Source organism: Pedobacter sp. FW305-3-2-15-E-R2A2 (assembly GCF_038446955.1).
GTDB lineage: Bacteria > Bacteroidota > Bacteroidia > Sphingobacteriales > Sphingobacteriaceae > Pedobacter.
The window spans coordinates 7,235,820-7,262,118 of the sequence record NZ_CP151803.1 but is presented as its reverse complement, the minus strand read 5'-3'; the positions used below and the strand labels follow the sequence as shown (position 1 = coordinate 7,262,118).

The following is a 26,299-nucleotide window of genomic DNA, read 5'->3' as shown; positions in this document are numbered from 1 at the left end:
AGTAAATTAGCGCTTTTATGTTAACTTTGAAGACTAAATTTACAGTTTTTATGAGTGAGGAAAGATCATTGAACTTTATTGAGGAGATCATTGAGAACGATTTAAGCAGCGGAAAATATGAAACGTTAATTACCCGTTTCCCGCCTGAACCCAATGGATATTTGCACATCGGACACGCGAAGGCAATCTGCCTGAACTTTGGTCTGACCAAGAAATATGGTGGCTATACAAACCTGAGGTTTGATGACACCAACCCGATAACGGAAAAAACCGAATATGTAGACAGTCAGCAACAGGACATTAAATGGCTTGGATTTGAATGGAAAAATGAGCTTTATACCTCAGATTACTTTGATACTTTATACGATTTCGCAGTTAAACTGATCGAAAAAGGACTTGCTTATGTAGATGACAGCAGTGCTGAAGAAATTGCCGCATTGAAGGGTACACCAACTGAAGCAGGAAAAGACAGTCCATACCGTTCCCGCAGCATTGCCGAAAACCTGGATCTTTTTGCCCGTATGAAAGCTGGTGAATTTGCAGATGGCGCCCGTATTTTAAGAGCGAAAGCTGATATGTCCAGTCCGAATATGATCATGCGTGATCCGATTATTTATCGCATAAAACATGCAGAACATCACCGTACAGGAAACAAATGGTGTATCTATCCAATGTATGATTTTGCACATGGACAGAGTGATAGTATCGAAACCATTACCCATTCCATCTGTACCCTGGAGTATGTATCTCACCGGGAATTGTACGACTGGTTCATAGAACACCTGAACATCTTCCCTTCCAAACAATACGAATTTGCCCGTTTAAACCTTTCTTATACCGTAATGAGTAAAAGAAAGCTCCTGCAACTGGTAAATGAAGGCGTGGTGAGCGGATGGGATGACCCACGCATGCCTACCATCAGTGGATTGAGAAGAAGAGGATATACTCCCGAAAGTATCCGTGAATTCTGTGAAAGAATCGGGATTGCCAAAAGAGAAAACCTGATTGAGCTGAGCTTACTGGAATTCTGTGTTCGTGAACATCTGAATAAAACAGCCAACAGGGTAATGGCGGTATTAGACCCGATAAAACTGGTAATCACCAATTATCCTGAAGGACAGGAAGAAGTACTTCATGGAGAAAACAACCCGGAAGCAGAAGATAAAGGCGGCATCAGGGAGATTCCTTTCAGCAATGAATTGTGGATTGAACGTGAAGATTTTATGGAAGAGCCTGCAAAAAAATGGTTCAGACTCGCTCCCGGAGCAACCGTAAGATTGAAACATGCTTATATCGTAAAATGTGAAGATTTCCGTAAAGATGCAGAAGGAAATGTAACTGAAGTACATTGTGCGTATATCCCTGAATCTAAAAGTGGCGAAGATACCAGCGGTATTAACGTGAAAGGAACGATACATTGGGTAAGTACGAAACATGCGAAAAGTGCAGAAATCAGAACCTACGATCGTCTGTTTACGGTAGAATCTCCGGATGCTGAAGAAGGAGACTTTAAGGACTACCTGAACCCAAACAGCGTTGACGTCATTAAACAAGCATATATAGAGCCTTACCTTGCAAATGCCGATATCGATTCAAGATATCAGTTTATTAGAAAAGGGTACTATTGTGTGGATAAGGATTCCACTCCTGAACACCTGGTATTTAACCGTACCGTTGGCTTAAAAGATGCCTGGGCAAAAGGAAATAAGTAATTTTATTTTATAAAGCCGGATATAAACGAAAAGCCGGATCAGCGTGAATTTATGCTGATCCGGCTTTTTTATGCTTAGCTTTTCTGTAAAACGTCCAGGCCGGGGGTTATAAATATTTAGTGTACAAGTTATATAAGATCAGCTTATCTGTTGGCGTGAGTACCGGAGTAATATCGGTCTGCACAAAATGGATTTTAAAGGCAACAATTGCAGAAGTAGGGTTGCTTACATCGTAACCAATTACCCTTAATGCCAGTTCCGCATTAAAATCTACAGGCGGCATTTTCAATACCTCGTCATACCATAAACCAAAGCCTTTTTTGGCTAAAACTTTCCAGGGGAAATTTAAGGGATCTACTTTTCGTCTCGGTGCGATATCTGAATGACCAATAAAATTGGCGGTCGGAATGTTGTATCGCTTTTTCAGTGCGCCAAGAAGCTCGACCAAGCTTCTCAGCTGGGCATCAGCGAAAGGTTCTTTACCGTTGTTATCGAGCTCAATCCCAATGGAAGAAGAATTCAAGTCTGCCTCATTGCCCCATTTTCCAACTCCGGCATGGTTTGCCCTCAGGTAATCGTTTACCATCTGAACAATTTTACCATCTCTTCCCACCACATAATGTGCACTCACTCCTGCCTTCTTATTGATAAAAGTTTTTACCGTTTGATTTAACGAATCCTGAGCAGTATGATGAATAATGACAAAATTAGGACGACGGATGCCGAAGTTAACGGAACCGATCCAGGACTGCTGCGTGGCGTCTAATGTCGCTACGGTTTGGTTGGCGGGAGGTGTGGCTTTTACCATCTCTGCAAAGCCATTTGCCTGATCCTTATATATTTTATTCGTTGCGGCGTACTTATTCGAAGAACATGCTGCCAGCAGGAGCATAGAGAAAATATATAAACTGCCCCGTGTAAATTTATGCTGTTGTATCATAATAGAAGTATAGAAGTGGTGAAATTACTATTTTTTACTAATTTAGTTGCCATCTTGTTAGGAGATCAACCAAAGGAGAGCGACGAAAATGCCTGCATTTGATGTAGCTTTGCATCGATAAAAAACAAAAATTCAATATGAAAAACTTAAGCAAGTTAACGCTTATTATTGCCGGATGTGCCCTGGCTACGGGAATTTATTCTTGTAGCAACCCCAATGGAAACACCAATACTACTGTTAAAGATACCAGTTCAGCTGAAGATAGTTTGCAACGTTATGTAAATGACCGGATCGCGATTTATGAGAAGGTTAAACTGAGTACCAACCTAAATGAATTATCTGCCAATGAACGTAAGATTTTACCTTTATTGATCCAGGCTGCCCAGATTATGGATGAGCTTTTCTGGAAACAGGCATATCCACAACGTGACAGCTTATTAAGTACCATAAAGGATGAAAAGACCAAAGCTTTTGTATGGATCAATTATGGGCCATGGGATCGCTTAAACGGAGATAAACCATTTATTTCAGGTATTGGCGCAAAACCGGATGCAGCCAGCTTCTACCCTGCCGGAATGACCAAAGCCGAGTTGGAGAAATCGGATGTGAAAGATAAACTAGGTCAGTATTCCGTGGTAAAAAGAGACAGCACCGGAAAACTGAGCTCCATTCCTTACCATGTTTTGTATGCTTCAGAACTACAGAATGCATCAGCCTTGCTTAAACAAGCGGCATTACTTGCCGAAGATGCCGGGTTAAAAAAATACCTGACCCTACGCGCAGACGCCTTGGTTTCGGATGATTATACGGCCAGTGATTATGCCTGGCTGGATATGAAAACCAATAACCTGGACATCATAATCGGCCCGATTGAGAATTATGAAGACAAACTGTTCAATGCCAGGGCTTCTTATGAGGCTTATGTATTGGTAAAGGACAAAGTATGGAGCAAACGTCTTGCAAAATATGTGAGCATGCTGCCTCAATTACAGGAAGGACTACCGGTGGATGCTAAATACAAAAAAGAAAAGCCGGGAACAGATTCGGAGTTAAACGCTTACGATGTCGTTTATTATGCCGGAGATTGCAATGCAGGATCAAAAACGATCGCTGTAAACCTTCCAAATGATGAGATCATTCAGCAAAAGAAAGGCACCAGACGCTCCCAGTTAAAAAATGCCATGAAGGCAAAATTTGATAAGATCCTTGTTCCAATCGCAAAAGAACTGATCGATAAAGAACAACAACAATACATTAATTTTGATGCTTTCTTCTCTAACGTGATGTTTCATGAAGTTGCACACGGTTTAGGAATTAAAAAAACCATTAGCGGAAAAGGCTTTGTAAAAGAAGCTTTGCAGGAGCAATATTCATGGTTAGAAGAAGGCAAGGCAGATGTTTTGGGTTTATATATGGTTACCGGATTGCTTAAAAAAGGAGAACTGGAAGGCGATATCAAAACCTTTTATACCACTTACATGGCTGGAATTCTTCGTTCTGTAAGGTTTGGTGCAGCGAGTGCACATGGAAAAGCAAATATGCAATGCTTCAACTTCTTTAAGGAGAATGGAGCATTCATCCGTAATGCAAATGGCACTTATAAAGTAGATTTCAACAAATTTGAAACGGCAATGAACAAGTTAAGTAAACTGATCATTACGCTTCAGGGTAACGGAGATAAAGCTGCAGTAGAAAAAACACAAAAAGAGAAAGCAGTGATTGGTGCAGAACTTCAAAAAGATCTGGACCGTCTGACTCAAAAAGGCATTCCTGTGGATGTCATCTTTGAACAGGGAGTAGACGTTCTTGGCGTCAAATAAGCCCATTAAAATTCATAAAAGAGGCCTTCCGTGTTTAAAGTTACGCGGAAGGCCTTTTCTTTCAGGCGCCCTCTTCAATCAATTTATTTGCAATAAAATCAAATAATTGTAACCTTTTGGCTTTGTCTTCGTCTTATCTATAGCAGCAACAGGAAACCCTCTGTTTTCAAACAGCCCTAATTTTTCTTCATTCATATGAAGTGTGATTTTACGCTATGGGGATTTTGTGTGCTTTTTTAAACAGACCAGAACTCATGAAAACACTTTATTTAAATTTATTTTTTCTCTTTATCGGCTCAGGAATAGCTTTAGCTCAGGATAGTGCGGTTCAGGCCACCGTTACGGGTGCCGTTACCGATGAGCAGAAAAAACCATTGGATTACGCAACAGTTGCCTTATTTAACCAGGCGGATTCCTCCCTCGTGAAATCAGCCATTACCGATGTTTCCGGAAAGTTTCAGTTTCTGCAAATCAAACCTGGAAGTTATTATGTAAAGTCCTCAATGATGGGCTATTCCACTTCAAAAAGTGATCTTTTTAAAATAGATGCAAAAAACCTTCATATCACGCTTCAGGACCTCCGTTTAAATTCCGGAAGCAAAGACCTCAGCGAAGTTAAAATTACGTCTACAAAGCCTTTATTTGAGCGAAAAACAGACAAACTGGTCATGAATGTAGAGAACAGCAGCTTAATGACGGGAAGTAACGCATTGGAAGTCCTCCAAAAGGCTCCGGGTGTCACTGTAGATCAGAATGACAACATCTCTATGCAAGGCAAGCAGGGAGTAATGATTCAGATCGATGGAAAGCAAACTTATATGAGCAATGCGGATGTCAGCAACCTGTTGAGAAGCATGCAAAGTTCACAAATAGAAAGCATTGAATTGATTACCAATCCATCTGCAAAATACGAAGCTTCAGGAAATTCGGGCATCATCAATATTAAAACCAGAAAAAGTAAAAATGGCGGAACCAACGGAAGCGTTTCCGGAACCTTAGGCTATGGCAAAAATCTGAATGAAAATGCCAGTTTGAACTTAAACCACCGCTCAGAAAAGGTAAACCTTTTTGGGAACTATAATTTTGGCGGGACAAAAAGGAATCAGGACATGACCATTGACCGTATTTCCGGGCAAGACGGTGCGGCAAAAACCTATTTTGCACAATCATCAACCGATGTGCGGAAGAATAACAGTCATAATTTTAAGGCTGGAATGGATATTTTCCTGAATAAAAACAATACGCTGGGGGTTTTATTCAGTGGTTATGCCAATACCTCGGACGACCTGATGGACAATAATACCTGGATTGGCCGCTCTTTCAGTCAGCCGGATTCTGCGGTACTCGCCAAAAACGTCATTCATAGTAATTATCAGAATTATGCTTATAACCTGAATTATAAATCTGTTCTGGATACATCCGGACAGGAAATTACCGCGGATCTGGACTACTCCCGTTACCACTCCGGCGATGATGCGAATTATGTCAATCGCTTTATATATACCAATGGGGCAGAACTCAAACCAACCAGTTTCCTCAGGAACCAAAGCCCTTCCAGAATTAACATCAAAGCGGTTAAAATAGATTATACCCTTCCTCTCCATAAGACCTTGAAACTGGAAACCGGAATTAAAAGCAGTTCAGTAGAAACGGACAATAATTTTATCGCGGAAGAGCTTAAGGGCAGCGAATGGAAAAACGATCCGCTCCGCAGCAATCAGTTTATCTATGATGAGAACGTGAATGCAGCCTATTTTAACCTGAGCAAACAATTTAAATCCACCAGTGTTCAATTGGGTTTAAGAGCAGAACAGACCAATTCCAAAGGGAATTCCATTACAGAAAACAAGATTACCAAAAGGTCCTATCTGGACTTTTTCCCAAGTGTATTCGTCAATCAAACCCTGACTAAAGACCAGACGATCGGTGTATCGTACAGCAGAAGAATAGATCGTCCGAGTTATGATGCGTTGAACCCCTTTATCTATTACCTTGACCAGTATACTTATAACCAGGGAAACCCCTTTCTTAACCCTCAGTACACCCACAATTTCGAAGCAAATTACACGCTTAAACGTTATTCTCTCAGCCTGAACTATAGTTTAGTGAAAGATGTCATTACGGAAGTTCTCTTGCCTAATGAAGAAAAAAAGGCGCTGTTCCAGACCAATGCCAACCTTGCAAAGAACATCGTTTACGGAGCGAATTTAAATGTGCCCATCAGTATTTTTAAATGGTGGCAAACCAATAACAACCTCAATCTTTTTCATTTGAAATTTAGTACTCCGGATCTCGCGGGGAAACCTTTAAATACTTCCAAAAGCTCTTTTGTTATTAAATCACAACATACTTTTATCATCAATCCGGATCTGAATGCGGAACTGAGTGCGAGGTACGAATCTCCATTGGAATATGGAACCTTATCTATTGGAGAACGTCATGGCATTGACATTGGCATGAGCAAGTCGTTGATGGATAAGAAAATCAATATTAAACTCGCCTTAAGTGATGTTTTTAATACCCAGGTTACGCGCTTAGGCAGCACCTATCCGGGGCTCAGCTACAAGCTGCACCAAAAGAATGAAACCCGCGTAGCCAGGATCACCTTCTCCTATAAATTTGGCAAGAATGAACTTAAACCCGCAAGGAAAAGGGCTACCGGAGTAGAAGAAGAAAAGGGTAGAATGAAAAATTAAAGGTTTCTAGATCCCCAGGTGCTTGTTGATGATGTTCTCGAGCTCCTGGATGTCAAAAGGCTTTGATAAATAGCCATCAGCTCCTGCTTGTTCGGCCAATGACTTTACATCGTTGTTGGCCGTAAAATAAATCACAGGGATGCCTTTTAAGGTCGGGTGTCCTTTCAACTCCCTGGTAGCATCAATTCCTCCGACATCGGGCAACCAATTGTCCATAAAGATGATATCCGGCATATAGGCCATCACCTGATCTACAATCTGATTAGAAGTTGATGATGTTTTAATCTCAAATCCTGCATCTTCCAGAATAATCGTACATAACTCTAATATGTCAGCGTTATCATCAAATACAAAAACCTTTTTTGAGTTCCCCATTTATTTTTTTTAATCTAGTGCAGTAAATTTATAAATTCTGCAACATCTTCTATGCGTAAAATGCGATCTATTTCAACATGTTTCTTTGCCTGTTCAGGCATATAAGCAACTTGTGCAGAATCCGGGTCCTGAATAACCGCCTTTCCAGCCCATGCTTTCACTGTTTTCAACCCTTTTACTCCATCGGCATTTGAACCGGAAAGCAACAGACAGACCAGTTTATTTTTATAGGCTTCCGCAGCAGTTTGAAAGGTAACATCGATTGCCGGCCTGGAATAATTTACCTTTTCAGAGTAATCCAAAGAAAAAGTACGGTCCATCTCAATCAACAAGTGATAGTCTGAAGGCGCAACATATATCGTTCCCGCAACAATTTTTTCCTTCTCATCTGCCTCTTTCACAATGAGTTTTGTTCTGGACGACAGCAGATCAGGCAATAGTGAATCTGCACCATGTTTTCGGTGAATCACAATGATTATGGGAAAAGAAAGATCAGGGCGAATCTCCGGAAGGACTTTTAACAGTACATCCAGGCTTCCCGCAGAACCTCCTATAATAAATGCGTCACATCTATTCATCAGCTAACTTTCCTCCATATTTTATTGGCAGGCAGTCGTTTATACTTTTTATTGATCGGCGAAAAATCTATCGTTTCTTTTGTTCCCAATGCCAGATAGCCCAGATCTTCCAAACTTTCGTCAAATAATTCCAGGACATTGTTCTGAAGGTCCCTGTCAAAATAAATCAGGACATTCCGGCAAAGGATCAGCTGGAATTCATTAAAAGAATGGTCTGAAACCAGGTTGTGTGTAGAGAATATGATTTTGCGCCTCAGCTCCTCATCAAACTTTGCAAGAGAGTAATTCGCACTGTAATATCCGGAGAACTCCATCGTTCCGCCAGCGGCAATATAGTTTTCCGAATATTGTTTCATCTGTCCAAGTGCGAACATTCCCTGAGCAGCCTTTTCCAGGACTGAGGGGTTTAAATCTGTCGCATAGATTAGTGATTTGTGCAACAGGTTCAGTTCCTTTAAAACGATGGAAATGGAATACGCTTCTTCTCCCGTCGAACAGCCCGCAAGCCAGATTCGGATAAAAGGATAAGTTCCAAGCTTCGGAAGAACAGTTTCTCTTAGTGTTTTAAAGAACTGAGGATCGCGGAACATTTCTGTCACATTTACGGTAATCTGCTCTACAAAGCGCTTAAAATAGGTGGAGTCGTTGTTCACCTTATATCGGAATTCGGCAAAACTCAGTGCCTTATCCAGGGAATAAAGCCTGATGATCCTTCTCTTTAATGATGCTCTGGAATATCCGGTAAAGTCGTACCCATATTGTTCCAGAAGATCTGAAAGCAGGATTTCGACTTGTTCGTCATTCACAACGGGTAATTCCAAATCTCTTTAGATATACTGGGTAAGCAACCTGGTTAATTCCTCTACATTTATCGGCTTAGAGACATAGCCAACTGCACCTGCATTGATACAGCGCTCTCTGTCGCCAACCATAGCCTGTGCCGTCACAGCAATCACCGGGATATCTTTCAATTCAGGATGGCCACTCATTTCTGCCATGGCCTGATATCCGTCCATTCCCGGCATCATCATGTCCATCAGAACCACTGCTATTCCTTTCTCTTTTTTCAACAGATCGAGGCCTTCTTCACCTCCGGTTGCAGAGACACACTTGTATCCTTTTGACTTTAATACGGCTGACAGGGCAAAAATATTCCTGTTATCATCGTCAACTATTAATATTTTACTATCGGCCATATATTTCAAAATACGGTGAATATTCTATTTAATTTTTATCGTAAAGCCAAACCCGGAGTAAAGAGATCAGCTGATCGATATCTACGGGTTTAGAGATATAATCGGAAGCGCCTGCAGCAATACATTTCTCGCGGTCTCCCATCATTGCTTTGGCTGTAACAGCTAAAACAGGTAAATGTTTGTAAGCACTGATCTTTCTGATTTCCCTTGTGCTCTCATATCCGTCCATCTCCGGCATCATCATGTCCATAAGCACAATATCTACCAATGGGTTTTCCTTGAGGATCTGGAGGGCCTCTTTTCCATCGGTAGCAGCCAGCACTTTCATTTTATGTTGTTCTAGGGCTTTGGTGAGCGAAAAGATATTCCTGACGTCATCATCGGCAATCAGCACAGTTTTATTGTTCAGCACTTCATACAGGCCCCCAAGTCGGTCAGATGTTGGTTTTTTAGCCTTTCCTTCCGTCTGTTTTTCCTCTACGAGGTGTAGGAAAAGACCCGCTTCATCCAGAATTCTCTGATAAGAATGTGCGGTTTTTACGACAATAGAGTCGGCATATTGCCTGATTCTTATCTCTTCCCCTTTAGAGAGATTTTTACCGGTAAAAATAATGATGGGCAGGTTTTCCAGTCCTTCGCTTTTTTTAATTGTTTCCAAAGTCTCATAAGCGTTCTTATCCGGAATGCCCATGTCAAGAATGACACAGTCTACTTCTTTTTTATGGAGTGCGCCGATACTTTGTCCGACATTGTTGGCCACCTCTGTCTGAATGTTGTAATTGCTTAAAAAGTAACTTAGCGCCTCCGCATGTTGTTTGTTTTCTTCCACAATCAACACTTTTTTCGGGGAACGGCTCAAGGCATCTTCCAGTTTCTGAAAGATGTTCTTCATCTGCTCCAGTGCAACCGGCTTGTTGATAAAATCAACTGCTCCCTTCAGGAGGCTTTCTTTCTTTACTTCCAGTGACGACATGATGTGTACCGGAATAGGTTTCGTTGCCGGATTAGACTTTAATTCCTCCATCACCTGCCAGCCGTCTTTAATGGGCAGCTGGATGTCCAATAATATCGCCAAAGGCTTGTATTGGTTGGCGAGCTCAATGCCGACATCCCCTCTTACGGCTACAATTCCTTTATAATTTCTTTTTCTGGTGAAGCTTAACAACGTCTTGGCAAAATTGGTATCATCTTCAATGATCAAAATCACCTTATCTCCCGCCTGGATGTCATGTCTGTCGTCTTCAATTTCCTGAGGAATCTTATCGACCGTAAACCTTTCTTCCTGCACTTCCACTGCTGTTTCGATGTAAGGTACCGGGCTGATCAGTTCTTCCTCCAGGATATGACTGATGGCATCCACCTGTTTTACAGGTAAAGTAAGGGTAAACTCACTTCCTACATGCTCCTTGCTGCTCAGCTCAATCTCACCTCCCAATAGCTTGGCCAGTTCCCTGCTGATAGATAAGCCAAGGCCTGTACCACCAAAATTGCGACGGGTAGAGCCATCTGCCTGTTGGAAAGCCTCGAAGATTAAACCTTGCTTATCGATAGGAATCCCGATTCCGGTATCGGTGACCTTAAAGAGCATGAACTTATTGGAATCATCCTTTTTAATGGTCAGGCTCACTTTTCCTTTACCGGTGAATTTGATCGCATTGGAAAGCAGATTTTTCAGTACCTGCTCCAAACGCATTTTATCGGTACTGATGTTCGGCAGGTTTTCTTCTATTTCCACAATCAGTTGCAACTTTTTATGCTCTGCCACCTGCGCAAAGAGCGAACGCATATCGGTAGCAACTTCTCTCACACTCACTTCTGCAAACTCGAGTTTCATTTTACCGGCCTCTATCTTGGAAAGGTCAAGTATTTCATCAATCAATGCCAGTAATCCCTGGCCTGAGCTCTGAATTACGTCCGCATATTCTATGTATTCCGGGTCCAGGTCTTTATTATCAGACATCAGCTTGGAAAGCAACAGAATCGAATTTAAAGGCGTTCTCAGTTCATGAGACATATTGGCCAAAAATTCGGATTTATATTTTGTACTCTGCTCCAGCTGTTCTGCTTTATGCTGAATGTCCATATTTCTTTCCTGGATCAGCTGGTTCTTTTCTTCCAGCAAACTGGTCCGTTCCTCCAGCTCCTGGTTGCTTTGCAATAGTTCTTCCTGCTGTACCCTTAATTCTTCTTCAGAAGTCTGAATCTTTTGAGTTTGCGCTTCCAGTTCTGCATTCAGTCCTTCCAGTTCACTATGCTGTGCCTGTAATTCCTCTGCCTGAGCCTGGGTTTCTTCCAGGAATTCCTGTAGTTTTTTTCTGTTTTGCGAAACATGGATGGCAATTCCGATATTGACAGAAATATTGTGCAGAAATTCCAGCTGCAAGGGAGTAAAGGTATTCAAAGACCCCAATTCTATCACGCCAACCACTTGTTCATTACGAAACACGGGGACGGCAACCACATTCTTTGGCCTGGTATTCCCTGCAGCATAACTGATTGTCAGTTCTTCATCCGGAATGTCGTTGATCAGGATTTGTTTTGCCGATTTCCATGCCTGTCCGGCGAGGCCCTCTCCTTCCTTCAGCAGGCTTCTTTTTTCCTGATTTAACAGGGCGTATCCCGCAATCAGCTCCAGCTGGATTTCGTCTTCCAATAGGTAGAAGGCAGCCACATGACTCCGGGTATGTGCAACAATGCTTTCTAAAATATCATTTGCAAGTTCAGGAACACTCTTTTCGCCCACCATCTGGTCATTCAAGCTGGCAATTCCTGATTGCAGCCATTCCTTATCTTCCAGCAAGGCGAAAGAATATTGTAAAGATTCTGCCATTGAGTTCAGCGAAACCGCCACTTTTCCCAGGTCATCTTTCTGGTCCTGATCCAGTCTGACGTGGTAATCGCCTTTTGAAATCTGTGCAGCAAGGTCACGGATCATCTTTACTCTCCGTTCAATTTCCTTATTGACCTCTTTCAGTTCATCTTCCAGTTTTAATCTTTCATTGAAATCGGTAGAAACCCTGCGGTAAAAGAAAATGGTGATCAGGATGGCCAATAGCGCAGCGATGACAATAAGAATCGGAGTATAACCAGCCAGTTTATTTAGATCGGAAGTACGGTCTTCCAGCAAGCGATTTTCTTCCGTTTCCATCCTTTTTATCACTGCACGGGCACTGTCCATATAGGTTTTACCATTGAGCAACTCGGAGACGGTAACGTTTCCTCCCTTCTTTTTGATGTCAATCGTTCTTGCAAGGATGTTCATGCGCTCTTTAATGAGCTCATTTAACCTGATTACATTCTTCTGCTGAACAGGGTTGTCACGGGTCAGGTCAGCCACATTTTCCAACAGAGATACCGAGCGTTCTGTAGCTCCGTTATAAGGATCTAAAAAGGTTTGGTCATCTGTTAAAAGGAATCCGCGTTGCCCTGTTTCTGCATCTTTCAGGGCGGAAATTACCTCTTCTAAACCATTGATGACTTCATTGCTATGCTGCACCATTTCTGAGCTTCTGATCAGATTTCTGATGCTATTATAAGAAGCCAGCGAGCTGATAAACAGCAAGAGCAGCGACAGCCCCAATCCAACACGCAGGTTTCCTTTTAAAGATTTTTGCTTATTTTGCATACTAAGGTTTTGTAGTTCTAATCCGTCTCGGATGTAGACTGTAATGGAATACTAAAATAAAATTCTGATCCTTCACCGGGGATGCTCTGCACGCCTACTTCACCGTTATGTCTTCTGATGATTTCGGCGGAAATGTAAAGTCCGATCCCCAATCCCTGGAAGTGGATGGCTGTTTCTTCTACTCTATAGAATTTTTCAAATACATTCTTTTGCTGGTCGGCACTGATGCCAATTCCAAAATCTTTAACACCAACATAGATGTGCTCTCCGCGTTCTTCCACCTTAATATGGATCTCGCTGGTTCCCGGAGAATATTTAATTGCGTTGGTTAAAAAGTTAATGATCACCTGTTCTATCCGCATCTCATCACCGCAAATCTCCCGCTTGACGGTTCCGGTTTTAATGATCTTAAACTCAGGATTTGACTGGTGAATGATTTCTGTAACGCTATCCAGCAGCGTATCCATTATAAATGGCTGTTTATTGAATTTCAGCTTACCACTTTCGATCTTTGAGATATCGAGCAGATCTGTAATGAGCTCATTGAGCTTTTCCAGTTGTATCTGGGCTTTCAGCAAATGCTTTTTTAAAGTCGGCACATCGCCTTTATCAATGCTTCTTTCGAGCAATTGGACATACCCTTTAACACTGGTTAAGGGGGTTTTCAGTTCATGGCTGGCGATGCTGATAAATTCATCCTTTTTTCGCTCTGCCTGCTTCCGAAACTCAATCTCGTCCAGTAATGCTTTCTGAATTTCAATCAGTTTTCGGCTCTGCTCATAAATGCGGTAAAAGGTTTTCACCTTTAAGAGCAGAATGTCCATATCAACGGGTTTCGTAATGTAATCGAGCCCGCCGGAAGAATATCCCTTGGTAATAAATTTATTCTCGGTACTGGCCGCAGAAAGAAAGATGATGGCGGTTTCCCTGGCTTTGCTGTAGCCGGAGATGGCCTCCGCCACTTCAAATCCGTCCATACCCGGCATCTGTACATCAAGAATGATCAGTACATATTCATTTTTAAGAACTTTTTTTAAGGCCTCTTCTCCTGATGATGCGGTATCTACTTCAAAATTATTTTTCTCCAGAACCTTTTTTAATGAAATCAGGTTCTCGGGAGTATCATCTACAATTAGTATCATTATTAAAAATAAATAAGGCTGCTGAATCTCTCAGCTGCCAATGCATAATTGTGCAATAGTTTAGTGCTAAAGTTATACAAGTTTGAAGAATAAAAGATGTTTAGACTTCTTTTATATCAAAAAATTTGCAAATAGCTTGCTGCTTGTCTTCAAATTAAACGCATGGGGAGGTATTATATGATGAGCGTCCCGTCCTCATGATCGTTTTATTTGAAAACAGGAAATTAAAGCTGGCTTGAATTAAAAGTATCCCCTTGTTTGATGTCTCCGGTCTCAAAGCCTTTCTTAAACCAAAACATTCTTTGAGCCGAAGTTCCATGCGTAAATGCATCAGGAACGACCTCACCCTGGGCCTGTTTTTGCAATTTATCGTCACCGATTGCATTTGCCGCAGTCAGTGCCTCGTCGATATCGCCTTCCTCCAACCTAAAGTCCTTTAAATTCTGCGCATGATTTGCCCAAAGCCCGGCAAAGAAATCTGCCTGCAGCTCCAATTTAACAGATAATCGGTTGTATTCTTTTTCGCTGAGCTGAGCCCTCATGCGCTGCATTTTCTCCGAAATTCCCAACAGGTTCTGGACATGGTGTCCAACCTCATGTGCAATGACATAAGCCTGTGCGAAATCTCCGGCAGCGCCAAAGCGGTTTTGTAAATCCTGATAGAAACTCAGGTCGATATATACTTTATGATCCCCAGGACAGTAAAATGGTCCTACTGCAGCACTTGCATTTCCACAGGCAGAAGATACGCTATTTGTAAAAAGCCTCATGACCGGCTTCTCATAGGTCTTACCCATTTCCGCAAATTGCTGTTCCCAAACCAGATTGGTGGATTCTAACACCCCATTTACGAACTTCCCTTCTTTATCTGTGGGATCGCCCTTTTTTATTTCCGTTTGGCCGACCTCACCTAAAGGCAACTGACTCACCAGACCGGTTAAATCCTGCCCGAAGAAAAGACCAACTATTACAACAAGAATACCGATTCCACCTCCTATTACGCCACCACTGGGCTTCCCTCTCCCATCTTCAATATTTCCACTTCCTTTACCGAACCACTGCATATAAATTTCGTTTAAATTGGTTTACAAAAATCTGGGACAATTGTTATACCAATTTAAACGAAAAATACCGGATTATTCAAAAGCGGTCAAAGCATTCTTTATTCTTTGGATCGTTTCGGTCGCTCCAAGTGCTACGGCAATGTCGAATACACCGGGTCCGAATTTACCTCCAACCAGCATAATTCTAAAAGGAAGCATGAGCTCTCCAGGTTTAAAATTATGCGTTGCAGCCAGTTCCTTGAACTTTTCTTCCAAGGCTGTTGCCGGTAGTTCATCTGAAATCAGGCTGGTATAAGCGTTGAAAAATTCCGCTTTTTCGGCCGTCCATTTTGGTTTTACAGCAGGCAAATCATATTCCTGAGGTGCAATAAAAAAATAGGCACTCTGTGGAATAAAGTCTGTTAACAGGTGACAACGATCTTTAATCAGGTCAATGATTTTCTCCAGATAAGCGTCTTCACTAATCTCCGTTCCCTGTGCAGCAAAAGCATCTTTTACGATTGGCAGCAGGGTTTTGGCATCTGCATTTTTTATCCACTCATGGTTGTACCATTTGGCTTTTTCAAAGTCGAACTTAGCACCCGCTTTACTGATTCGTTCCACAGAGAACTTTTCTATCAGATCCGCCATAGAGAAAATCTCCTGATCCGTTCCGTCATTCCAACCCAGCATGGCCAATAAATTCACGAAAGCTTCCGGCATAAAGCCCAGCTCTTTAAATCCTTTGGTCAGGTCGCCGGTTTTAGGATCAGTCCAGTTTTGTGCGTATACAGGGAAGCCAAGGCGGTCTCCGTCACGTTTACTTAACTTTCCATTTCCATCTGGTTTCAGAATTAAAGGTAAATGTACCCATTGAGGCATGACATCCTCCCAACCCAGATATCTCCAGAGTAAAATATGTATAGGTGCAGATGGCAACCATTCCTCACCCCTGAAGATGTGACTGATTTCCATTGCTTTATCATCGGCAACAACAGCAAGATGATAAGTTGGCATTCCATCTGCTTTTAATAAAACTTTATCGTCGACCAGGTTGGTGTCAAAGCTAACATGTCCTCTGATCAGATCGGTAAAAGAAACCGTTTCGTTTGCAGGCATTTTTATGCGCACTACATGAGGGGTATTTTCTGTTAAAAGCGAAGTCACTTCTGCCTCAGTTAAAGTCAGCGAGTTTCTCATTTCCCCACGCGTAGCCAACCCATAAGTAAAATTAGGAATTTCCTTACGTTTAGCATCCAGTTCTTCCGGGGTATCGAAAGCATAATAAGCATAGCCATCAGCAATCAGCTGGTCTGCATATTGTTTGTAACTGGCCTTACGTTCGCTCTGGCGATATGGTCCAAAGGGTCCACCTGTCTGCGGACTTTCATCCGGCGACATGCCGCACCATTTCAGACAAGAAACGATATATTCTTCTGCTCCTTCTACAAAGCGCGTCTGATCGGTATCTTCTACCCTAAGGATGAAGGTTCCATTGTGTTTCTTAGCAAACAAATAATTAAACAAAGCGGTACGTACACCACCCAAATGCAACCCGCCTGTTGGGCTGGGGGCAAATCTTACTCTTACTTTCTTTTCCATAATTACGATCTGCAAAGATATATTTTTTACCGCGTTACCTTTCTATTCATCAATTTTTGAATGCTATTTTGTAATTTGCCCGGATAACCTATGAATCCATACGAAAAAAAACGCCGCTGGAAATTCTTCTTATTGTTCTTTGCCATCGTGATTGGCACGGCATCTGTTTTATATAGCGATTTTTTCGTAAAAAAGATGGAACGGGAAGAGCGGATGCAATTCCAATTATATGTAAAGGTAACGGAGAAAACGATGGCCATGTACGATGATGAGAATACGACAGATCTCATCGACCTGATCCGAACCAATACTAAACTCCCGATTATCATTGTTGGTGCTGAAGGAAATATTCTTACCTATCAGGGTCTGGATTCTACAAAAACCAATTATGACCTTCAAAAAAAAGATGGGCGAACCTATGATCCCGCTTATTTTGTCAGAGAGCTGAAAATCATGAAGGAGCAACATCCTCCTACCCCAATTATTGGTCTTGATGGCAGCAGGTGGTATATTTATTATAAAGATTCGCCAACTTTAACTCAGCTTCGCTATTTTCCCTATATACAATTAGGCGTGATCGGCTTGTTCTTACTCACTGCTTATGTGGCGTTTAGCTCAGCGAGAAAGGCCGAACAGGACCAGGTATGGGTCGGGATGGCCAAAGAAACTGCGCATCAGCTGGGCACCCCTATTTCTTCCCTTATGGCCTGGGTGGAATTAATGAAATCACGCTTTAATGCGGAAGACGACCCCCTGATCGCCGAAATGGAAAACGATATCAAACGACTGGAGGTTATCACAGACCGTTTTTCTAAAATTGGCTCCAAACCTATGGTAGAAGATCATGTGGTGTATACCGTCATCTATAATTTTGTAGAATACTTCAAACTACGGACTTCAGATAAGATTATTTTTACCATCACCGGAGATGAGCAGGTAAGGGCCTTGCTCAACGTTCCTCTTTTCGACTGGGTGATCGAAAATCTCCTGAAAAATGCAGCAAATGCCATTGAGAATGAAGGATCGATCATCATCAATATCATTGAAAACCTAACCAAAGAGGAGGTCTTTATTGACGTAACAGACACCGGAAGAGGTATTGCCAGATCAAAGTTCGATGCCGTATTCCAGCCTGGATATACCACAAGGAAGCGGGGCTGGGGCTTAGGGCTCTCCCTCACTAAAAGGATTATCGAAAATTACCATAACGGACAGATTTTTGTCAAAGATTCCGAGCTGGAAAAAGGGACAACTTTCCGAATCATCTTAAAAAGCAGCATTACTTATGAACCGACCTCAAACACATGAGTACCCCGCATGGGCGGAAACTTACATTAGTAAAATTTCAGGAGATGACATCCTGGGAATATTGGAAAAACAGGCCACAGAATTTCCTGATTTCCTCAATGACCTGATCGAAAAAGCAGATTACGCTTATGCACCTGGCAAATGGACCGTCAAAGAAATGGCAGGACACATCATTGATACAGAACGGATTCTGGTTTACCGCTTAACTTGTTTTGCGCGGAGTGAACAACATGCTTTACCTGGTTTTGAAGAAGATGATTATGTAGCAAATGCACATTTTTCTGACCGTAGCCTGTTAAGTTTCTCGGAAGAGTTTTCTTTGCTTAGGAAGTCGAACATGTATCTTTTTAAGTCGCTGAATGAACATGAGCTGGACCGCAGCGGAACAGCTTCAGAGCGTCAGATTTCCGTACGGGCTTTATTATTTGTGATTGCAGGTCACCTGATGCACCATACCCTGATTCTTAAAGAAAGGTATCTATAATGTGGTTTTCAGCATTTACCGCGGCACAATTAAACGACCGGCCAAAAAATCATCTTGGCGGTTTACTGGATATTCAATTTACAGAAGTTGGCCATGATTTTCTAACGGGTACTATGCCTGTAGACGAACGGACGCATCAACCGGCGGGAATTCTTCATGGAGGAGCCTCTGTAGTCCTCGCAGAAACACTGGGAAGCATCGCATCTTATATGTGCATCGATCCGGAAAAATACATGGCTGTAGGGCTGGAGATTAACGCCAATCATTTGAGGCCTGTCAAAAGCGGCCTGGTTACCGGAATTTGTAAACCCCTTCATATCGGGGCAAAGACCCATGTTTGGGAAATTAAAATCTATAATGACAAGGGAAAAATGAATTGCATTAGCCGCTTAACGGTTGCAATAATCCCAAAACCTCAGATATAAAGCCGGAAATTCTCCGGCTTTTTCTTTTTTGCAGCTGTTTTTTCTTTCTTCGTCTCTTTTATATTTTGGGCACAATGGCCTTCTAACTGCCTGATTATCCTTATTTTTAATCCCAAATTCATATTCTTTCTATTTTTTTCAGGAAGACTGTAACCTGATTGATTTTCATGTGGTCATAGCTTACAGAACATCAGTTCAAATAAACAGATCATTAACAATTAAATTGAAAATAAAATGGGACCAGAAGTAATCGTACCGGTAACAATGTTTGTATGTACTACTGCATTAGTGTTCGGCCTCAGGTACATGTCCAACAAAGAAAAAATGGCGATGATTGAGCGTGGTTTAGAGCCGAGTGCTGCCAGGATAAGTGCACCAAAACCATTTGTCAGCTTAAAGTTCGGATTGTTACTCGTAGGCCTGGGATTAGGCTTGCTGATTGCACTCTTCACCGTAAGGGCAACAGGCTTAGATGACGAAGAAGGAGTTGCTGTTTATTTCGGATTCCTGAGCATTTGTGGAGGGTTAGGATTGATCCTTTCCTATGTAGTGGAGAAAAACTGGTTGGATAAACAAAAAGACCTCAACTAATTCCATTTCTTCTAAGCTACGAACCTCTCTAAAAAAAGACGCGCGTCTTAAAAAAATATATGCAGCACAAGCAATCGGATATCGATTTAATTACTGAAGTCCTGTCAGGCAATACCTCGGTGTACTCCGAACTGGTAAAACGTCATCAGCGCTTTGTATTTACATTGGCGATGCGTTTCTCCAAGAACAGAGAAGACGCGGAAGAGATTGCGCAGGATTGTTTCATTAAAGCTTATCGCGCTCTTGGAACCTATAAACAAACCGCCAAATTTTCTACCTGGCTGTATACCATTACCTATACCACCTCCATGAGCTTTTTACGTAAAAAAAGGGTGGAAGTTCAATCTATTGATGAGACTGACAGCATCATTCAGCTGGAAAATCACATTTCTGATTTCAATGCAGACGTCGTTGAAAAAAAATCAGGATATGTATATCTAAATCAGGCCATAGCCTTATTGTCTGCCGATGATGCAAGCATCATTACTCTATTTTATCAGGGGGAACAAAGCCTGGAAGAAATCGGTAAGGCCCTGAATATGGAGAGCAATACGGTGAAAGTAAAATTACACCGGGCCAGGATCAGGTTAAAAGAGAAATTACAATATTTGTTAAAAGATGAAGTAAAGGAGTTATTATGATAACGATGGAAGAAGAAATCTGGGATTATATAGACGGAAACAGCAGCCCTGAACAGGCCTTATCCGTACAGGCTAAAATAGCCAATGATCCGGCTTATGGTTCCTTATACGAGGAGCTTCTTGCAATTAACACTCAGATGAATGAATTGGAACTCGAAGCGCCTTCTATGTCTTTCACCAGAAATGTGATGGAACAGGTAAAGCTGGAAATTGCGCCCGTATCGATGAAAACAAAGGTAGATACACGGATCATTTATAGCATTGCTGCATTTTTTATCTGCTTCATACTAGCCATACTTGGCTATATATTGAGCAATAGTACTTTCGATTTTACCGACCTAAAATTCAACATGGGCTTCCAGATGGAGCATATTGACTTCGGAAAATATGTAACCCCTACTTCTATAAAAATATTCCTCTTTGTAGACCTCTTACTGGCATTGGCTTTCATTGACAGCTACCTTAGGCGTAGAAGAGCATAAGCTGAAAAATCTTTAAATGAAAGAGGCCCGGTAAATACCAGGCCTCTTTTATATTTTATTTGTTCTATTTGACAGTTACAGGAAGTTCAACTATCGTTTTATCCCATGCAATCACCAGATTAGCGCCTTCAGATTGAGGGGTAAAAGTCATAGATAATGTTTCTACAGGTTGTGGTAAGGCCTTCACCGGAACCTCGACCCTCACTACGTCTTTTGCTTCATTATAGGTATAAGCACCCCAACGATCGGTTTGTTTATTTACAATGATTACCCATTTGTCTTTTTCCGGAATGGCATATAAGCTGTAAGTTCCTGCCTTAATCTTCTTACCTCCAATCACTACATTTTTGAAGAACTTGATTTCAGTGCATTCATTAGCTCCTAATCGCCAAACCTTTCCATATTGCTCCAGTACGCCAAAAATCTCACGTCCTTTTCTGCTAGGTCTGGAATAAACGACTTTAATCGAAGGACCGGAGTCATCTTTCAATTTAGCCGCATTTAAGGGATAGTAAACGATGTCGGCCGGGCTTGGATCTAATGCAGGAAGTTTCATATCCTGTGCCTGAGCAAAGGCAGAAAACAATGCAAAAGCAGCGATAAGGCTTAATTTTTTCATCGGTATATAATTATTTTTCTCAGTGATGAAGCAACCATAATCCTGATATACATCTCTTTATGGGATTTGTAAGATGATGATGGTTTCATTGGAATTATTTGTTTTCGACGGTAATGAAGCGATCATAAGCAATTCATTGCTCTTTGTGAACAGTATGCCTATGATGGTTTCATTGAAAAAGATTTATACGATAACCGCGAACTAATACTCGCGACCTTTAACGATCGCATTTAAGAAAATAGCACCGAAAATAAATCCGATAATACCTCCTAAAACAGACCATAGAAAGCCACCTGATATTATTGCTGCAGTCAAAATGCCGAAAACCAGGCCTAAAACGTAATAAACCCAATCAAAACTGTTGTTATCTTCTTGTTTAGTCATCTTTTTAATACTTAGGCCTCAAAGATATTGATTTATTTCAAAATAGGAAGCACCTCTACCTTAACAAATCAGGAACAGTGATGAGCTGGTACCCTTTTACCTTTAGATATCGGATCAACTGCTCCAGGCGGAGATAAAACTTATCTTTTCTTTTTACATCTGTTCCTACATGGCTCAGTAAGATAAACCCGTTTAAGGAAGACTTCTGCTCAAAATCAAGGATAGACTGATAAATTTCTTCACTTCCCAAGTAGCGCGCGCCCATTTCCGGCCAGGTATAATCGGCATTACTTCGCGTTCCAGGGGTATAATTGATCAACGTCAGTCCCATTTTCTCTGTCCAATCATTTATGGCCTGGTTATGCCACTCGTATGGTGGTAAAAAGAATTTAGCCTGAGTCTTAGAAATGCCGAATTTATCCATCGCGGCATAATTAGCCTTCAGGTCCTCTTCAAATGTTGCCTGATCGATCAATAAACGGTTTCGATCTTTCCAGTCGCAATACAGTAAATGCCCATTGGAGTGAGGTCCAAGGTAGTGCTGTTGTTGCCGCAAGCTTTTAATTGCTTCACTAAATCTGGGGTTATCATAAAAAGATCCGGTAAAAAAGAAAGATCCTTTTACCTGGGTTCTTTCTAAAACAGCTGTGATTTTTTCCAGGCCATCTGCAAATTCATGCCCTGTAAACACCAGTGCCAATTGTTTTTTTGAGCGATCCCCTCTAATGATGGCACCTTGATCTCTTTCAAAATTCGGATGTGGAGGCAGTGTTCGCTGGTCGTAGGCTGCCAGCAGGTAAACGAGTGAAGCCGTACCGTCCATCGTTGGTTCATTGGTACTATAATCGCCAAAATCATCATGATAAACGACCAGATCTGACTGGAATCCGGCATACTCATCCGGTTGATACAGCTTAATTCCAATCAGGTTTTTATAAATGCTTCCAGATACAGGCCCATCCACCAATCCTCCATCAAGAGGATAGTCCTTCAAATGGCTAAGGGCAGAATGCGGATCCGTCGGAGTATCAGCCCAATTTGGCAGGCCATATACCATGGAGGTACCCCATGGGTTGCAGCCAAATAACCAATCAAAATTTGCCTGGGCAAGTTCCTCATAACTGTCATCTCCGGTCAGGTTAAAATACAAATAACTCTGTATGGCGAAGGCGGTGGTCAGGTTATTTGAGCACCAGATAAAAGGAATCCCTCTATAAAAAGCATTATTTTTAGCTTTATTCCATACTCTTTCCAGTCCTTCCTTATAGTATCCACTCATTACCTCTTTTTGTGCGGGCCTTGCCTTTACTGTTTCGTAGTGTCCAAAATTATGAAATGGATACCATTGGTAATGCCTTGCCGTATCTGCCCCCATCCAGGGACTTACTTTTTCTTTTCCAGAATATTCAATCGCCTGCTTTCCGTATTTTTGTTCTGCCGTCTGCTGATAAAGTGTGGCCGCAGCAAGTTCCATATCATCGGTCCAATTGTCCTCTTCGTAAAAATAGGGCGCTCTATTTGGCGCAGTCTGCTGTACACCTGGCTTTTTCAAACCTAAATGGTAAGCAGACCTGGACTTATCGAGAAGCAGCTTCGCATATTGCTGATCTTTCTGATGAAAGAGCTTACTTCCCAGCGCAAATGCACTGCTGAATTTTCCTGCAACAGAAGCCAATCCGTTCGATCGGTTTTTAAATTTACCCAGTCCCTGGGGCTCCCCTGTTGCAAAATACACGGGTCTTTCACTTCCTCTTCCATAAGAGACCTCATCTTTATTGGGCAAACGAAGTCCCTGATGGTCCCTGTCGTCTGCAATTTGGTGGAACAACCAGTCTTTTTTAGGATGCATTTTAAGTAACCAGTCCAAACCCCATTTTGCTTCATCCAATACATCAGCCTGCCCGTTTTCCCCGTCCAGCCCATTTGCCTGATGCTGATCTTCGAAAACGGCCGGGAAATCCCGATATGCTGCCAGCAGGTGATAGGTTGCGTTCGCGGAAGTGCTGGCATACTGCAAATAATCCGAGGCATCATGCCATCCCCCACTTGCATCTATATGGGTACTGTCGGGCATAGGTCCATACATTGTATAACCATCTGTGGTATGACAGCTGTCTTTCAGGTAAGGGTTAAAACCACTTCTTTGCTGGCGCAGGTATCGTAAAGCAAAATCAGCCGTATGGCGATAAACTTGTTCGTTAATAATCACTTCCGGAGAATAAACGTCGTCTGTGCGAATGAGGTAATGACCAGTCTTTTTAAATTCGCTGAAATCCAGGCGACAGGAATTTTTAAATGGGCCGTACTTTCCAAAGCATTTCAGGTTTTTCGAAGTATAAACGACCTCTTTACTCTTCTTGTCTAGAATTTGAAAACTTTCGGGAACTTTTGCTGTTTTACTAACCCAGACAGCTACCTTTTTCGATTCTTGCTGATACCCAATAAGATTTATTCTGATCCATGTGTCTTTTTCCTGCAACCCCTTGTTTTTATAGGATGAAAGCAGAATAAGTGCAATAATACAGCTAAAACATCCTAATAAAACGTGATTTTTCATGGAAATTGTTTTTCATTTAATGGATTTAAAAATACATAATCTGTCAGCATTTGGTAAATAATTAAAGATTATCTCGGTAAACAAGCACAATTAATCAATCGATTGATTAATTTTGTCGCGTCAAATTAAAGAATGGAAAAAATAGATAAAAAGGCAAACATTCTGGAAGCCGCTGAAAGACTGTTTACGGAATTGGGTTACGAAGGGACTTCTACCCGTCAGATTGCAAAGGAATCGGGGGCAAACATGTCAATGATCAACTATTACTTTGGATCGAAAGAAGGCGTCTTTATGGAAATCATGTCACAAAGAATCATTGATTTCAACAACCAACTCACCAGCATCAGTCAGGATAAGCTCTCCGGAATGGAAAAATTACTGAAAGTGATTGAGGGTTATGCCAAACGTATCTTATGTAACCATGGTCTTCATAAAATGATGCACCGGGAACTCTCCCTCTCTCAGCGTCCTGAGATGTTTTTAAAAGTCAAAAATACGATTGCGACTAACCTTGTGGTTATTGAACAAATCATCAATGACGGCATTGATGATGGCAGTTTCAGACCTGTAGATGTACGAATGTTGATCGCCACCCTGATGGGAACGATCAGCCATGTGGCCATTTCCCCTTCAAAGATCACTTATGGAACCAGCCTGGACATCAACAATCCGGAAGACAGGGATCTCATCACGATCCGTCTGATCGCCCATTTGAAAGACCTTCTCACTATGTATTTAACACCCCAAAAATGATAAGTAGAATTAAATTAAGTGCCATAGCATTGCTCCTGCCGGGGATGTTATACGCTCAAAGCACAAAAAACCTGAGCTTAGCCGAAGCTATACAGCTTGGCGTTGAGAACAGTAAGAACCTGAAGCGTTCACAAAATAAGATCGACGAATCTATTGCCAAGCTCCATATGGCTAAAGACAATGCGCTCCCAACGGCAGAAGCTTCATTTCTTTACAACCATGCTGAAATTCCAACCAACCAGCTAAGTATTGGCGGAGCAAACCCAATACATCTTCCAAACCGTGCAGATGCATTTGTGGGAACTCTGGGCGTTAAAGAATTGATCTATGGTGGCGGAAAATTAAGGTATGCAGAAGAATCTACCCGACTGCTTACTGAAGTTGCGCGCTTAGATGCAGACAAGGACAAAGAAGAGATCAGCTACGCAGTGATCAACACTTATTATTCCCTGTTTAAGGTGCTTCAAAGCAAAAAGGTCGTTGCACAAAACCTGGAGTCTATTGCCAGTCAGCTGAAACAGGCAGAAAGATTTTTCAGCCAGGGTATCGTGACAAAAAACGATGTATTGAGGTTCCAGCTACAGCAGGCTAACGTTTCTTTAACGGAAATGGAGATTGAAAACAACAGAAAGATCCTCAATTATAACCTGGACATTCTCCTGGGGATGAATGAAGATACAGAGGTTGTTCCGGCAGATCCCAGTGACAACCTTAAAACGGTAGGCACACTGACGAGCTACATGGACATTGCCTTCGCTAATCGTCAGGAGATGAAACAGTTTGATATCCGAAATAAAGTGGCGGATGTAAACATCAAATCGGTCAAGGCAAATACGCTGCCTACTGTAGGTGTGGGTGCCGACTTATATTACATTAACCCAAGTGGAAAATTTATTCCACCAAGCAATCAGTTTATTGTTCCTATGACGATTTCGGCTAACGTTTCCTGGAATATCGGAACACTTTGGACCAATAAGCATAAGATTACTGATGCCCGGATTCAACAAAAGGATGTTGAGTTTCAAAAAGATATCTTTTCCGATCAGGTAAAGACAGAGATCAATAGAAATTATCAAAACTATCAGCTGGCCATCAATAAGATTAAGGTACTCGAAACTTCCATTGCACAGGCAACGGAGAACGACAAATTACTGGCTTCCAAATACAAAAATAATGTGGCTTCGGCGATCGACAGAATCGATGCAGAAACCCTGTTATACCAGGCAAAGATCAATCTTGAGCTTGCAAAGGCGGATGCCGGACTTGCCTATTATACCCTATTAAAATCCACAGGAAAAATTTCCCAATAAAAAACCTTAATATAAA

General features: G+C 41.8%; 23 protein-coding genes. 11 read left to right on the top strand and 12 right to left on the bottom strand.

Going from position 1 to position 26,299, the window contains the following annotated elements:
• The first annotated feature begins 50 nt into the window (after positions 1-50).
• Positions 51-1,712: a glutamine--tRNA ligase/YqeY domain fusion protein gene (locus AAFF35_RS29580; protein WP_342330043.1), complete on the top strand. Its 1,662-nt coding sequence runs from the start codon at positions 51-53 to the stop codon at positions 1,710-1,712.
• A gap of 106 nt (positions 1,713-1,818) precedes the next feature.
• On the opposite strand, the gene AAFF35_RS29575 is transcribed toward AAFF35_RS29580, so the two are convergent.
• Positions 1,819-2,652 (bottom strand): N-acetylmuramoyl-L-alanine amidase, encoded by an 834-nt coding sequence (locus AAFF35_RS29575; RefSeq protein ID WP_342330042.1) that lies wholly within the window; start codon positions 2,650-2,652, stop codon positions 1,819-1,821.
• Positions 2,653-2,789: 137 nt separating this feature from the next.
• Here AAFF35_RS29575 and AAFF35_RS29570 point away from each other — a divergent pair, with 137 nt between their 5' ends.
• Both AAFF35_RS29570 and AAFF35_RS29565 read left to right on the top strand, forming a co-directional pair.
• On the top strand, positions 2,790-4,472 hold the full coding sequence (locus tag AAFF35_RS29570; RefSeq protein WP_342330040.1) for a Zn-dependent hydrolase: 1,683 nt from the start codon (positions 2,790-2,792) through the stop codon (positions 4,470-4,472).
• Positions 4,473-4,726: 254 nt separating this feature from the next.
• Positions 4,727-7,168: an outer membrane beta-barrel protein gene (locus tag AAFF35_RS29565; RefSeq protein WP_342330038.1), complete on the top strand. Its 2,442-nt coding sequence runs from the start codon at positions 4,727-4,729 to the stop codon at positions 7,166-7,168.
• Between the two features lie 6 nt (positions 7,169-7,174).
• On the opposite strand, the gene AAFF35_RS29560 is transcribed toward AAFF35_RS29565, so the two are convergent.
• The 8 genes from AAFF35_RS29560 to gltX all read right to left on the bottom strand — a co-directional run bounded on the left by AAFF35_RS29560 (position 7,175) and on the right by gltX (position 16,729).
• Positions 7,175-7,543, bottom strand: a complete 369-nt coding sequence (locus AAFF35_RS29560) for a response regulator (RefSeq protein ID WP_342330036.1) — start codon at positions 7,541-7,543, stop codon at positions 7,175-7,177.
• Between the two features lie 14 nt (positions 7,544-7,557).
• The gene (locus AAFF35_RS29555; protein ID WP_342330035.1) at positions 7,558-8,121 is read right to left on the bottom strand and encodes a chemotaxis protein CheB; all 564 of its coding nucleotides are present in this window, start codon (positions 8,119-8,121) and stop codon (positions 7,558-7,560) included.
• Complete coding sequence (locus tag AAFF35_RS29550; RefSeq protein ID WP_342330034.1) at positions 8,121-8,942, bottom strand: protein-glutamate O-methyltransferase CheR; 822 nt, start codon at positions 8,940-8,942, stop codon at positions 8,121-8,123. Before AAFF35_RS29550 ends, AAFF35_RS29555 begins: the two co-directional genes overlap by 1 nt.
• Before the next feature lie 6 nt (positions 8,943-8,948).
• The gene (locus AAFF35_RS29545; RefSeq protein WP_342330032.1) at positions 8,949-9,317 is read right to left on the bottom strand and encodes a response regulator; all 369 of its coding nucleotides are present in this window, start codon (positions 9,315-9,317) and stop codon (positions 8,949-8,951) included.
• Between the two features lie 28 nt (positions 9,318-9,345).
• On the bottom strand, positions 9,346-12,942 hold the full coding sequence (locus AAFF35_RS29540; RefSeq protein WP_342330031.1) for a response regulator: 3,597 nt from the start codon (positions 12,940-12,942) through the stop codon (positions 9,346-9,348).
• 17 nt (positions 12,943-12,959) lie between these two features.
• On the bottom strand, positions 12,960-14,084 hold the full coding sequence (locus tag AAFF35_RS29535; RefSeq protein WP_342330029.1) for a hybrid sensor histidine kinase/response regulator: 1,125 nt from the start codon (positions 14,082-14,084) through the stop codon (positions 12,960-12,962).
• A gap of 224 nt (positions 14,085-14,308) precedes the next feature.
• Positions 14,309-15,148, bottom strand: coding sequence for a neutral zinc metallopeptidase (locus AAFF35_RS29530; protein WP_342330028.1), 840 nt, complete (start codon positions 15,146-15,148; stop codon positions 14,309-14,311).
• 72 nt (positions 15,149-15,220) lie between these two features.
• Positions 15,221-16,729 (bottom strand): glutamate--tRNA ligase, encoded by a 1,509-nt coding sequence (gltX, locus tag AAFF35_RS29525; protein WP_342330027.1) that lies wholly within the window; start codon positions 16,727-16,729, stop codon positions 15,221-15,223.
• Between the two features lie 90 nt (positions 16,730-16,819).
• Here gltX and AAFF35_RS29520 point away from each other — a divergent pair, with 90 nt between their 5' ends.
• The 6 genes from AAFF35_RS29520 to AAFF35_RS29495 all read left to right on the top strand — a co-directional run bounded on the left by AAFF35_RS29520 (position 16,820) and on the right by AAFF35_RS29495 (position 20,660).
• A complete protein-coding gene (locus tag AAFF35_RS29520) occupies positions 16,820-18,037 on the top strand; it encodes a HAMP domain-containing sensor histidine kinase (RefSeq protein ID WP_342330026.1) in 1,218 nt (405 codons plus the stop codon).
• Positions 18,015-18,521, top strand: coding sequence for a DinB family protein (locus tag AAFF35_RS29515; RefSeq protein WP_342330024.1), 507 nt, complete (start codon positions 18,015-18,017; stop codon positions 18,519-18,521). The genes AAFF35_RS29520 and AAFF35_RS29515 overlap by 23 nt, the downstream gene beginning before the upstream one ends.
• Positions 18,521-18,946: a hotdog fold thioesterase gene (locus AAFF35_RS29510; protein ID WP_342330023.1), complete on the top strand. Its 426-nt coding sequence runs from the start codon at positions 18,521-18,523 to the stop codon at positions 18,944-18,946. The genes AAFF35_RS29515 and AAFF35_RS29510 overlap by 1 nt, the downstream gene beginning before the upstream one ends.
• 234 nt (positions 18,947-19,180) lie before the next feature.
• Positions 19,181-19,537: a DUF6249 domain-containing protein gene (locus AAFF35_RS29505; RefSeq protein WP_342330022.1), complete on the top strand. Its 357-nt coding sequence runs from the start codon at positions 19,181-19,183 to the stop codon at positions 19,535-19,537.
• 59 nt (positions 19,538-19,596) lie between these two features.
• Positions 19,597-20,178, top strand: a complete 582-nt coding sequence (locus AAFF35_RS29500; protein ID WP_342330021.1) for a sigma-70 family RNA polymerase sigma factor — start codon at positions 19,597-19,599, stop codon at positions 20,176-20,178.
• Between the two features lie 5 nt (positions 20,179-20,183).
• Positions 20,184-20,660 carry a hypothetical protein gene (locus tag AAFF35_RS29495; protein WP_342330020.1) on the top strand — a complete coding sequence of 159 codons (477 nt, stop codon included), beginning with the start codon at positions 20,184-20,186 and terminating at the stop codon, positions 20,658-20,660.
• A 64-nt stretch (positions 20,661-20,724) separates the two neighbouring features.
• On the opposite strand, the gene AAFF35_RS29490 is transcribed toward AAFF35_RS29495, so the two are convergent.
• The 3 genes from AAFF35_RS29490 to AAFF35_RS29480 form a co-directional block, all read right to left on the bottom strand.
• Positions 20,725-21,279 (bottom strand): DUF2911 domain-containing protein, encoded by a 555-nt coding sequence (locus tag AAFF35_RS29490; RefSeq protein WP_342330019.1) that lies wholly within the window; start codon positions 21,277-21,279, stop codon positions 20,725-20,727.
• Between the two features lie 201 nt (positions 21,280-21,480).
• Positions 21,481-21,663 (bottom strand): hypothetical protein, encoded by a 183-nt coding sequence (locus tag AAFF35_RS29485; protein WP_074611379.1) that lies wholly within the window; start codon positions 21,661-21,663, stop codon positions 21,481-21,483.
• A gap of 55 nt (positions 21,664-21,718) precedes the next feature.
• Entirely contained in the window at positions 21,719-24,220 is a 2,502-nt protein-coding gene (locus AAFF35_RS29480) for a glycoside hydrolase family 9 protein (RefSeq protein ID WP_342330016.1), read from the bottom strand.
• A 132-nt stretch (positions 24,221-24,352) separates the two neighbouring features.
• Between AAFF35_RS29480 and AAFF35_RS29475 the strand changes: the two genes are divergently transcribed.
• Complete coding sequence (locus AAFF35_RS29475; protein ID WP_342330015.1) at positions 24,353-24,973, top strand: TetR family transcriptional regulator; 621 nt, start codon at positions 24,353-24,355, stop codon at positions 24,971-24,973.
• Complete coding sequence (locus tag AAFF35_RS29470) at positions 24,970-26,283, top strand: TolC family protein (protein WP_342330014.1); 1,314 nt, start codon at positions 24,970-24,972, stop codon at positions 26,281-26,283. The genes AAFF35_RS29475 and AAFF35_RS29470 overlap by 4 nt, the downstream gene beginning before the upstream one ends.
• The last annotated feature ends 16 nt before the right edge of the window (positions 26,284-26,299 follow it).

Excerpts from the sequence above, each read along its gene's own strand:
- AAFF35_RS29580 (WP_342330043.1), top strand. The coding sequence starts at position 51 with ATGAGTGAGGAAAGATCATTGAACTTTATTGAGGAGATCATTGAGAAC.
- AAFF35_RS29575 (WP_342330042.1), bottom strand. The coding sequence starts at position 2,652 with ATGATACAACAGCATAAATTTACACGGGGCAGTTTATATATTTTCTCT.
- AAFF35_RS29570 (WP_342330040.1), top strand. The coding sequence starts at position 2,790 with ATGAAAAACTTAAGCAAGTTAACGCTTATTATTGCCGGATGTGCCCTG.
- AAFF35_RS29565 (WP_342330038.1), top strand. The coding sequence starts at position 4,727 with ATGAAAACACTTTATTTAAATTTATTTTTTCTCTTTATCGGCTCAGGA.
- AAFF35_RS29560 (WP_342330036.1), bottom strand. The coding sequence starts at position 7,543 with ATGGGGAACTCAAAAAAGGTTTTTGTATTTGATGATAACGCTGACATA.
- AAFF35_RS29555 (WP_342330035.1), bottom strand. The coding sequence starts at position 8,121 with ATGAATAGATGTGACGCATTTATTATAGGAGGTTCTGCGGGAAGCCTG.
- AAFF35_RS29545 (WP_342330032.1), bottom strand. The coding sequence starts at position 9,317 with ATGGCCGATAGTAAAATATTAATAGTTGACGATGATAACAGGAATATT.
- AAFF35_RS29540 (WP_342330031.1), bottom strand. The coding sequence starts at position 12,942 with ATGCAAAATAAGCAAAAATCTTTAAAAGGAAACCTGCGTGTTGGATTG.
- AAFF35_RS29535 (WP_342330029.1), bottom strand. The coding sequence starts at position 14,084 with ATGATACTAATTGTAGATGATACTCCCGAGAACCTGATTTCATTAAAA.
- AAFF35_RS29530 (WP_342330028.1), bottom strand. The coding sequence starts at position 15,148 with ATGCAGTGGTTCGGTAAAGGAAGTGGAAATATTGAAGATGGGAGAGGG.
- gltX (WP_342330027.1), bottom strand. The coding sequence starts at position 16,729 with ATGGAAAAGAAAGTAAGAGTAAGATTTGCCCCCAGCCCAACAGGCGGG.
- AAFF35_RS29520 (WP_342330026.1), top strand. The coding sequence starts at position 16,820 with ATGAATCCATACGAAAAAAAACGCCGCTGGAAATTCTTCTTATTGTTC.
- AAFF35_RS29515 (WP_342330024.1), top strand. The coding sequence starts at position 18,015 with ATGAACCGACCTCAAACACATGAGTACCCCGCATGGGCGGAAACTTAC.
- AAFF35_RS29510 (WP_342330023.1), top strand. The coding sequence starts at position 18,521 with ATGTGGTTTTCAGCATTTACCGCGGCACAATTAAACGACCGGCCAAAA.
- AAFF35_RS29505 (WP_342330022.1), top strand. The coding sequence starts at position 19,181 with ATGGGACCAGAAGTAATCGTACCGGTAACAATGTTTGTATGTACTACT.
- AAFF35_RS29500 (WP_342330021.1), top strand. The coding sequence starts at position 19,597 with ATGCAGCACAAGCAATCGGATATCGATTTAATTACTGAAGTCCTGTCA.
- AAFF35_RS29495 (WP_342330020.1), top strand. The coding sequence starts at position 20,184 with ATGGAAGAAGAAATCTGGGATTATATAGACGGAAACAGCAGCCCTGAA.
- AAFF35_RS29490 (WP_342330019.1), bottom strand. The coding sequence starts at position 21,279 with ATGAAAAAATTAAGCCTTATCGCTGCTTTTGCATTGTTTTCTGCCTTT.
- AAFF35_RS29485 (WP_074611379.1), bottom strand. The coding sequence starts at position 21,663 with ATGACTAAACAAGAAGATAACAACAGTTTTGATTGGGTTTATTACGTT.
- AAFF35_RS29480 (WP_342330016.1), bottom strand. The coding sequence starts at position 24,220 with ATGAAAAATCACGTTTTATTAGGATGTTTTAGCTGTATTATTGCACTT.
- AAFF35_RS29475 (WP_342330015.1), top strand. The coding sequence starts at position 24,353 with ATGGAAAAAATAGATAAAAAGGCAAACATTCTGGAAGCCGCTGAAAGA.
- AAFF35_RS29470 (WP_342330014.1), top strand. The coding sequence starts at position 24,970 with ATGATAAGTAGAATTAAATTAAGTGCCATAGCATTGCTCCTGCCGGGG.